Raw genomic sequence first — 9144 nt, 5'->3', positions numbered from 1 at the left:
GGACCCCACTGCTGGCCCGGCGGCGGGCCCCACTGCTGACCGGGTGGCGGCTGCTGACCGGGTGGCGGCCCAGGCGGCGGGCCCCACGGCGCTCCCCCCGGCGACGACGGCACGACCTGGGTCGGGGCGTCGTCCCACTGCGACGGACCCGCGGGCGGTGCGGGAGGTGCCGGTGCCGGTGGCGGCGGAGGCGGAGGCGGAGGCGCCGCGGCGGGCGTCGCGGAACCGGTGTTGCCGGTTCCCGGGTCGTCGACCGTGATGCCGAAGTCGGTGGCGATCCCGGCCAGCCCGGAGGCGTACCCCTGCCCGACCGCCCGGACCTTCCAGGCACCGGAACGGCGGTACAGCTCGACGAGCACCAGCGCCGTCTCGGTGCTCAGCCCGGCCGGGTCGAAGCGCACGATCTCCTGGCCGCCCCGGTCCCGGACCACGACCGTCAGACCGCGGACGGCGGCGAACGTCTGCGGCCCTGATCCGTCCAGGCTGCCGGTGACGACCACCTTGTCGATGTCGGGCGGCACGGCGGTGAGCGTGAACTCCAGCGCGGACGGCGGCGCGAGGCGGACCCCGGGACCGGCCGGCTGGTTGAAGAAGACGAAGTCCGCATCGCCGCGCACCTTGCCGGACGCCGTGAGCAGCAGCGCGGCGATGTCCAGCGGGGTGGACGACGAGATCTCGACCCGCAGGTCCGTCGCCGGCAGCGCGGCGTTCGCACCCTTGCCGAGCACCTGTGCCATCTGACTCTCCGATCCGCCGTCACACCAGGCCCGCCGTGGAAACGAACAGGTGCGGCGTCGTGATCCTACGATCGACCGCTATGAGCGCAACCGACGATCCGATGCATGACAACCTCGCCGGGGCGGGGCAGCCGCTCGGCGGTGACGACGTCCTGCGGCGGGTCGAGGGCCACCTGACGGGATGGTTCGGCCCGGACAGCGGCCGGGCCAGCCTCACCTTCCTCGGCGCGGACCCCATCGAGGTCCTTCGGTTCGGCCCGGACTCCGACGGCGTCGTCCGCTACGTGACGCTGGGGATGGCACGGGAGCCCATGACACCCGCGGACGCGACCGTGCGGGACCCCGCCGGCCCGCGGGCCGAGCTCGTTCTCTCGCTGCGCGGACGCCGGGACACCGCCGCCCGTGCACTGGCGGTTCTCGCGTCCGTCCCGGTGGTGGAGGGCCGGCCCGTCGTCGCCGGCAGCGGGCTCGATCTGGGTGAGCCGCTGTGGGAAGGCGGGCGGTTCACCGCGGTCCTGGTCGGCGAGCCGGGCGGACTGGTTCCCGATGTGGAGCTCGGGCGTGGCGGCCCGGCTGGCGGTGACGGTGAGCCGCATGAGGCAGCCGGCGGACCCGCGCCGGTCCGTTTCCTCCCGCTGCTGCCGATGACCGCCAACGAGGCGGCGTACAAGCGTGTGCACGGCGCCACCGCGATGCGCCAGCGCTGGCTGGACGCCGGTACCGACCTGCGCGACCCCGACCGCGCCGAGGTCGACCTCAGCTGACTTCCCAGCTCAGAGCTCGACCCCGGCCAGGACCATCACCCGTTCGACCGTCAGATCCGCCATCGCGGCGCCGACGCCCTCCCGCCCCAGGCCGGAGCCCTTCACGCCACCGTAGGGCATCTGGTCGGCGCGGTAGGACGGCACGTCACCGATGATCACACCGCCGACCTCCAGCGCGCGGTGGGCCCGGAAGGCCGTCCCGAGATCGCGGGTGAACACGCCGGCCTGCAGGCCGTAGGAGCTGTCGTTGACGCGGGCCAGGCCATCGTCCAGGCCGTCGACGGGCTCGAGCACCAGCACCGGCCCGAACACCTCCTCGCTGGCCACCGTCGCGTCGCGCGGCACGCCGGTCAGCACGGTCGGCGCGAAGGCCGTGCCCTCGGACCCGCCGCCGCAGAGCACGGTCGCACCGCGGGCCACCGCCTCCCGCACCCAGGTCCCCACCCGCGCCGCGGCGGCGCCGTCGATCAGCGGCCCGACATCGGTCGCCGGGTCGGTGGGATCACCACCGCGCAGTTCGAGGACGGCGGCGACGATCTCCTCCCGGGCGCGGCCGTAGAGCGTCCGGTCGACGAACACCCGCTGCACGGCGATGCACGACTGGCCGGCCTGGTAGTTCGAGAACAACGCGATCCGCCGCGCGGCATGGCGCAGGTCCGCCGGGTCGGAGTAGTCCGCGGCGACCAGCACCGCCGCGTTCCCGCCGAGCTCGAGGACGACGTGCTTACGCGGGACGGCGTCCCGGATCGACCAGCCGACCCGGGCCGACCCGGTGAAGGACACGACCGGCAGCCGCGGGTCGGCCACCAGGGCGGGCATCTGGTCGTCGGTTACGGGTAGGACCGACCAGGCGCCCTCGGGCAGGTCGGTGCCGGCGAGCAGCTCGCCGAGCAGCAGCGCGGACAGCGGGGTGCGCGGCGCGGGCTTGACGATGATCGGCGCACCGGCGGCGATCGCCGGCGCCACCTTGTGCGCGACGAGGTGCAGCGGAAAGCTGAACGGTGCGATCCCCAGCACCGGGCCGATGGGGAAGCGCCGGGTCAGCGCGATGCGTCCCTCACCGGTCGGATCGGTGTCGAGCCGGTCCACCTCGCCGGCGAACCGCCGGGCCTCCTCCGCACCCCAGCGGAAGGTCGACGAGGCCCGCGCGACCTCCGCCCGCGCCCAGGTGATCGGCTTACCGGACTCGCTGGTGATCAGGTTGGCGATCTCGTCGCCGCGCCGCGCGATCTCACGGGAGATGCTGGTCAGCGCGCCCGCGCGGACATGGGCGGGCAGGGCGGCGCAGGCTCGCGCGGCGGCTGCCGCGGCGGCCAGCGCGTCCTCGATGTCGGGCGCCTGCGGCTGGGCGACGGTCGCGACGAGCCGCCCGTCGTAGGGGCTGCGGACCTCGAACGTCGCGGTGGAGCGACGGCGACGCCCGGCGACCCAGAAGCCGGTGACCGCCAGGCCCCCGCCACCTCCGCCACCGCGGCCGCTGCCGCCACCAGCACCGCCGCCACCACCAGCACCGCCGCCGCCCGCACCGCCGCCGCGGCCCCGTCCGGCGCGCCGCGAGCCTGGCCCGATGGCGGACGGGCCGACGATCCACGGCCCGCGCACGGCGCCAAGGGCCCCATCACCGGGCCCGGGACGCCCCGGATACCCGGGACCGCCGTCCTCGATCACACCGACCACCATCTCCTCACCGAATCGGACAGGCGTCTCGCGTCGGCCGCCACGGATTCCCACCCGTCGAAATCCACAGGACAACAAGTAACCACGACGGAACTATCACGACTCATCCGGTCCCCTGAAAGGGCCACGCAGGCTCTCCAGCGCCGCGACGCACGCCCCTGAAGCAGGGGGCACTTACACTCGGCGTCCGTTCGCCTGCAGTCTGCAATCTACGGGTTACGGCAGCGCCGTTGATCGGGAGGAGCCCTTGAGCGGAACCGACAGCGTCTCCCGGCCCCCCGACGGCGCCGGCGCCCCCGGCGGACCCGGGCTGGCGCAGGTCAGGCGGCTGGCCACCCCGATCCCCGGACCTCGTTCGACCGAGCTGGCCAAGCGCCGCGTGAACGCGGTCGCCCGCGGGGTCGGCCAGACCCTGCCCGTCTACGCCGCGGCGGCCGGCGGCGGGGTGCTGGTGGACGTCGACGGCAACTCGCTGATCGACTTCGGCGCGGGCATCGCGGTGGTCAACGTCGGCAACTCCGCCGACGCGGTCGTCGACAACCTGACCGAGCAGGCACGGCACTTCACGCACACCTGCTTCATGGTCACCCCCTACGAGGGGTACGTCGCGGTCTGCGAGGAGCTGGCCCGGCTGACCCCGGGCAGCCACGACAAACGCTCGGCGCTGTTCAACTCCGGCGCCGAGGCCGTCGAGAACGCGGTGAAGATCGCCCGCGCGTACACGGGACGGCCGGCCATCGTCGCCTTCACGCACGCCTTCCACGGCCGCACCAACCTGACGTCGGCGCTCACCGCGAAGGCGCGGCCCTACAAGGAGGGCTTCGGGCCGTTCGCCCCGGAGATCTACCGGGTGCCGATGGCCTACCCGTACCGCTGGCCGGGTGGCGCGGAGGCCTGCGGCGAGCAGGCCGCCGGGCAGGTGATCGACACGATCACCGCCGAGATCGGTGCCGAGAACGTGGCGGCGATGGTGATCGAGCCGATTCAGGGCGAGGGTGGCTTCATCGTGCCCGGCGCCGGCTTCCTGCCCGCGTTGACGGAGTTCTGCGCGGCGGCCGGAATCGTCTTCGTCGCCGACGAGGTGCAGACCGGCTTCGGCCGCACCGGCGACATGTTCGCCTGCGAGCACGAGGGCATCGTGCCCGACCTGATCGTCACCGGGAAGGGCATCGCCGGCGGCCTGCCGCTGGCGGGCGTCACCGGGCGAGCGCAGATCATGGACGCGCCGCAGGTCGGTGGGCTCGGCGGCACGTTCGGCGGCAATCCGCTGGCCTGCGCCGCCGCGCTCGGCGCGATCGCCACGTTGGAACGGGAGAACCTCGTCGACCGCGCCCGGCTGATCGAGCGCGTCGCGCTGCCGCGGCTGCGGGCCCTGCGCGACCGCTACCCGTTCGTCGGTGACGTCCGTGGCCGCGGCGCGATGCTCGCGCTGGAGCTGGTGGGAACCGGGCCGCCCACCCCCGGCCAGGTCGCGCCACCACCCGACCGGGGGGTGGCCGTGGCCTGCGCCGCCGAGGCCCACCGCCGCGGGCTGGTCCTGCTCACCGCCGGCACCTGGGGCAACGTGCTGCGCCTGCTGCCCCCGCTGGTGATGCCGCAGCACCTGCTCAGCGAAGGGCTGGACCTGCTCGACGAGGTCCTCTCCGACATCGCCCGGCATCACTGACTCGCGGGATCGCACCGGTCACCAGGTCGCCGCGCGGCCGGTCCAGTACTCCGCAGGAGTCAGAACCCTCCTGAGTGGGCATCAATCGTCCACCAGCCGCGCAGGGAGGCGGAGGATGCCTGTGGACCCCGATCTGACGGATAGCACCATCGGTCACCGCATGACCGGATCGCCCTGGAGGACACGGTGACCGCCCCGCCGGTCTGCCCGGCCTGCCTCGGCGCGCTGGACCCGCCGGACGTCTGGAGCGACCGGTGGCGCTGTGGCCGGCACGGCGACGTCGAACCGTTCCACGAAGCCCAGTCCTCCCGCGAGCAGCTGCTCCGCTCGCTGGGACGGACCAGCCGGGTGCCGGTGTGGCTGCCCGCACCCATGCCGGTGCACTGGTTCGCGAGCGGCGTCGGCTGGGCCGGCGACGATCGCTCCGGCGCCCACGCGACCGCACTCTCGACGAGTGGGCCGTCGCCGGTGGGTGGCCCGGCCGAGATGGTTCTGGTGGCCGAGTCCCCCCGGATCGGGCTGGGCGCGCGCCTCGCCGGCCTGTCGGGGTCCGACCCGGAGCGCCTCGACGCGGCGCCCGAGGCGAAGGTGGAGGCGGCGGGGCATCCGACGGCGCTCTGGCCCGTCACCACGCCACCCGACCGCGCGGCCTTCGTCGGTGAGGCGCTCGGGGTCTGGTTGTGGTTGGTCCTGTGGCCGGCCGACGCGGCGCTGATCCTGCTCGAACAGCTCGTGATCGAGGACATGCGCGACGACGCGACGCTCGTCGACCGCATGCTCTTCGGCGCCCCGGGCTCGCACCTCTCGTCGCCCTAGAGACCCTTCATCACCCTCGAAACAGCGTCGCACTGAATTCGGTGCACCGAAAACGGTGCACCCGCACCTTTCACCCACACTTCGGATGTCCCTCCGGCACTGGGACAGCGAACACCCGAAGATGGTTTCCAACTGCATACGGGAACCGCCCAGCAGGGCCGTCCGGGCGCGTTAGACTCCCCCAGCCCAGTCGTTCGCCGAGCCAGAGCCGGGAGCCGGAATGACTCTTGTACGCGAACCATCCGGCCCTGCCACCGAGCATCCGCGGGATCAGCACGTCCGGCAGCGCGTCAACATACTCGGGTACCTCCGCACCACCTCGCACAAGGACATCGCCGTCATGTACGCGGTGGCATCCTTCGCGTTCTTCATCTTCGGTGGCATGCTGGCGATGATGATGCGGGCCGAGCTGGCCCGGCCTGGCCTGCAGTACTTCTCGAACGAGCAGTACAATCAGCTCTTCACGATGCACGGCACGCTGATGCTGCTGATGTTCGCGACTCCGCTGGCCTTCGCGTTCGCGAACTTCCTCATCCCGCTGCAGATCGGCTCGCCGGACGTCGCCTTCCCCCGGCTGAACGCGATGTCCTTCTGGCTCTTCCTGTTCGGGTCGCTCGTCGTGATAGCCGGCTTCCTCACCCCGGACGGCGCGGCCGCCTTCGGCTGGTTCGCCTACGCCCCGCTGAACAGCATCTCGTACAGCCCCGGTGTCGGGGAGGACCTGTGGATCATGGGCCTCACGGTCTCCGGGCTGGGCACGATCCTCGGCGGCGTCAACATGGCCACGACGATCATGGCCCTGCGGGCGCCGGGCATGACGATGTTCCGCCTGCCGATCTTCTGCTGGACCTTCCTGGTCACCGCGATCCTGGTGCTTGTGGCCTTCCCGGTGCTCGCCGGCGCCCTGCTCGCGCTGGAGGCGGACCGGCGCTTCGGCGCCCACGTCTACGACGCCCAGAACGGCGGCGCGATCCTGTGGCAGCACCTGTTCTGGTTCTTCGGGCATCCCGAGGTCTACATCATCGCCCTGCCGTTCTTCGGCTTGATCAGCGAGATCATCCCGGTCTTCTCCCGAAAACCCATCTTCGGCTACAAGGGCCTGATCTTCGCCACGATCGCCATCGGCGTCCTGTCCGTCGTGGTCTGGGCACACCACATGTTCGTCACCGGCGCGGTGCTGCTGCCGTTCTTCGCCATCATGTCCTTCCTCATCGCCGTTCCGACCGGTATCAAGTTCTTCAACTGGATCGGGACGATGTGGCGCGGAAACCTGAGCTTCGAGACTCCCATGCTGTTCTGCATCGGATTTCTCGTGACCTTCCTGCTCGGCGGCCTGACCGGCGTCCTGCTCGCCAGCCCGCCCCTCGACTTCCACGTCAGCGACAGCTATTTCGTGGTCGCCCACTTCCACTACGTCGTGTTCGGGACAGTCGTCTTCGCCGCTTTCGCCGGCACCTACTTCTGGTTCCCGAAGGTCACCGGCCGGCTGATGGACGACCGCCTCGGGAAGATCCATTTCTGGACGGTCTTCTTCGGCTTCCACCTGACCTTCCTCGTGCAGCACTACCTGGGGATGCAGGGGATGCCGCGGCGGTTCGCCGACTACGGGCCGAACGACGGGTTCACCGACTGGAACACCCTGTCGACGGCGGGCAGCTTCCTGCTCGGCGTCTCGACACTGCCGTTCATGTACAACGTGTGGCACTCGTACCGGCGCGGCCGGCTCGCGATCGTCGACGACCCCTGGGGGTACGGCAACTCGCTGGAATGGGCCACCTCGTGCCCGCCGCCCCGGCACAACTTCCACAAGCTGCCGCGCATCCGCTCGGAACGCCCGGCCTTCGACCTGCACTACCCGGAGGTCGCCGGCGCGGTCGACTACCACGCCACCCCCGAACTGCGCTGACCTCGCCGAACGCCAGCCCTCAGGAACGCGGCGGTACCAGCAGGCGCAGCGCCCCCGGCCGGATGACGATCTCGGCCGGGAGGTCCGCGACCGGGTCACCGTCCGCGTAGACCTGGAAGGGCCGGTCGGCCTGCACCACCAGCCGCTGGGCGCGGCGGACCTGGACGTAGGGCACCTCGACGTGGCGCCCGGAGAAGATCCGGGGGAACAGCCGCAGGAAGGTGAGCCGCCCCGCCTTCGCAATCAGCACGATCTCGAGCCGGCCGTCGGCGATGTCGGCGTCCGGCGCGAACTTCATCCCGCCGCCGTAGTAGGGGCCGTTGGCCGCCCCGACCGTCCAGCCGATGTGCTCGAACGGTTCGCCGCCGTCGACCGAGACGGTGAACCGGGCCGGCTTCCAGGCCAGCAGCGCCCGCAGCACCGCGTAGGTGTAGACACTCTGACCGGACAGCCGGGTCGTCCGGTTCGCGATCACCTGGACGTCGGAGTCGAACCCGAGACTGGCGATGCCCACGAAGGGCACACCGTTCGCCTCGGGCAGGTCGACCCGGCGCTCCGCCGCGCCGGCGAGCGCGGCGGCGGCGACCGCCGGATCCCGCGGGATACCCAGCCCACGCGCGAAGTCGTTACCCCGCCCACCGGGCAGGATGGCCAGCACTCCCCCTGCTCGGGCCACCGCGCCAGCCACCCGGCCGACAAGACCGTCCCCGCCCAGCGCCACCGTCACCCGCCCCTCAGCGACCGCCGCTCGGGTCAGCTCGTCGGCATGTTCAAGGCTCTTTGTGGTCTCGACCGTGACGTCATCGGCCCAGCGCTCCAGCGCGGCCCGCACGTCGCCGAGCACCTTGGCCGCCCGGCCGCCACCCGCCTTCGGATTGACCACCACGGTCAGCCGGCGCAGGTCAACCGCGGCGTCCACCGGCGCCTGTGCCATCTCGGGAACGCCATCCACGCCGGCCATTCGCCCTCCACCCGCGCCGCCACTGCCGATCACGGCACAGCCTACGGCCAACCCCGCCGGGCTCCTTGTTCCAGGGCGCACGCTACGCGACGGCTACGCGGTCCTGGAGGAGCACGAACAGGGATTCGCCGAGGTTGAGCCGGCCGCCGTCGCGGGTGGCGACGGCATTCGGTGCGACATGCCCGGTTTCGTCGGCGAGCGTGGCGATGGGCTGTTCCCCGGGGGTCACCGGTGGCGCCGGGACGAGGGTCCGACCGTCGGGGAGCAGCGCGACGATCGTTGCGCTGCTGGTTCTGCGGAGCACGATCCCCTCCTCGTGGAGGTGACGGTGGTGGCTGCCACAGACGAGGGTGAGGTTGTCCAGGTCGGTGCGGCCGCCCTCGGCCCAGCCCACCAGGTGGTGGACGTGCAGCCATCGGGTGTGCGCGCAGCCCGGGTACTGGCAGGTTCCGTGGTCACGGGCGTGAACGGCGGCCTGGAGACGGCGGGTGGGGAACCGGTTCCGCCGGCCGAGGCGGAGCGGGTTGCCGTGGGGGTCGGTGAGCAGGGCCTGGACGAGGCCGTCGCAGCCGAGGCGTTGCAGGACGGCCGGTGGAAGCGTGGCCGGTGTGACGCCC

Annotated in this window: 8 protein-coding genes; 4 read left to right on the top strand and 4 right to left on the bottom strand. The window is 72.1% G+C overall.

The window, feature by feature from the left end; genetic code table 11:
* On the bottom strand, positions 1-737 hold a 737-nt coding region (locus FREUN1FDRAFT_RS36365), incomplete at its 3' end, for a TerD family protein (protein ID WP_006545413.1).
* 80 nt (positions 738-817) lie between these two features.
* On the opposite strand from FREUN1FDRAFT_RS36365, the gene FREUN1FDRAFT_RS36360 reads away from it, so the two are divergent.
* The gene (locus FREUN1FDRAFT_RS36360) at positions 818-1501 is read left to right on the top strand and encodes a suppressor of fused domain protein (protein WP_006545412.1); all 684 of its coding nucleotides are present in this window, start codon (positions 818-820) and stop codon (positions 1499-1501) included.
* Between the two features lie 9 nt (positions 1502-1510).
* On the opposite strand, the gene FREUN1FDRAFT_RS36355 is transcribed toward FREUN1FDRAFT_RS36360, so the two are convergent.
* Positions 1511-3181 (bottom strand): aldehyde dehydrogenase family protein, encoded by a 1671-nt coding sequence (locus FREUN1FDRAFT_RS36355; RefSeq protein WP_232295582.1) that lies wholly within the window; start codon positions 3179-3181, stop codon positions 1511-1513.
* 244 nt (positions 3182-3425) lie between these two features.
* On the opposite strand from FREUN1FDRAFT_RS36355, the gene gabT reads away from it, so the two are divergent.
* The 3 genes from gabT to ctaD all read left to right on the top strand — a co-directional run bounded on the left by gabT (position 3426) and on the right by ctaD (position 7566).
* A complete protein-coding gene (gene gabT, locus FREUN1FDRAFT_RS36350; protein WP_006545410.1) occupies positions 3426-4844 on the top strand; it encodes a 4-aminobutyrate--2-oxoglutarate transaminase in 1419 nt (472 codons plus the stop codon).
* A 186-nt stretch (positions 4845-5030) separates the two neighbouring features.
* Positions 5031-5660 (top strand): DUF6758 family protein, encoded by a 630-nt coding sequence (locus FREUN1FDRAFT_RS36345; protein WP_006545409.1) that lies wholly within the window; start codon positions 5031-5033, stop codon positions 5658-5660.
* 220 nt (positions 5661-5880) lie between these two features.
* A complete protein-coding gene (gene ctaD / locus FREUN1FDRAFT_RS36340) occupies positions 5881-7566 on the top strand; it encodes a cytochrome c oxidase subunit I (RefSeq protein ID WP_006545408.1) in 1686 nt (561 codons plus the stop codon).
* A 19-nt stretch (positions 7567-7585) separates the two neighbouring features.
* On the opposite strand, the gene FREUN1FDRAFT_RS36335 is transcribed toward ctaD, so the two are convergent.
* Together FREUN1FDRAFT_RS36335 and FREUN1FDRAFT_RS36330 are read right to left on the bottom strand one after the other, a co-directional pair.
* Positions 7586-8527 (bottom strand): diacylglycerol kinase family protein, encoded by a 942-nt coding sequence (locus tag FREUN1FDRAFT_RS36335; protein ID WP_006545407.1) that lies wholly within the window; start codon positions 8525-8527, stop codon positions 7586-7588.
* Positions 8528-8609: 82 nt separating this feature from the next.
* On the bottom strand, positions 8610-9144 hold a 535-nt coding region (locus tag FREUN1FDRAFT_RS36330; protein ID WP_006545406.1), incomplete at its 5' end, for an HNH endonuclease.

It is taken from the genome of Parafrankia sp. EUN1f (assembly GCF_000177675.1).
Lineage (GTDB): Bacteria > Actinomycetota > Actinomycetes > Frankiales > Frankiaceae > Parafrankia.
The sequence above is the reverse complement of the archived record's forward strand: the minus strand, read 5'-3'. Positions and strand labels throughout refer to the sequence as shown.

Coding starts and splice junctions, on each gene's coding strand:
- FREUN1FDRAFT_RS36360 (WP_006545412.1), top strand. CDS start 818: ATGAGCGCAACCGACGATCCGATGCATGACAACCTCGCCGGGGCGGGG.
- FREUN1FDRAFT_RS36355 (WP_232295582.1), bottom strand. CDS start 3,181: ATGGTGGTCGGTGTGATCGAGGACGGCGGTCCCGGGTATCCGGGGCGT.
- ctaD (WP_006545408.1), top strand. CDS start 5,881: ATGACTCTTGTACGCGAACCATCCGGCCCTGCCACCGAGCATCCGCGG.
- FREUN1FDRAFT_RS36335 (WP_006545407.1), bottom strand. CDS start 8,527: ATGGCCGGCGTGGATGGCGTTCCCGAGATGGCACAGGCGCCGGTGGAC.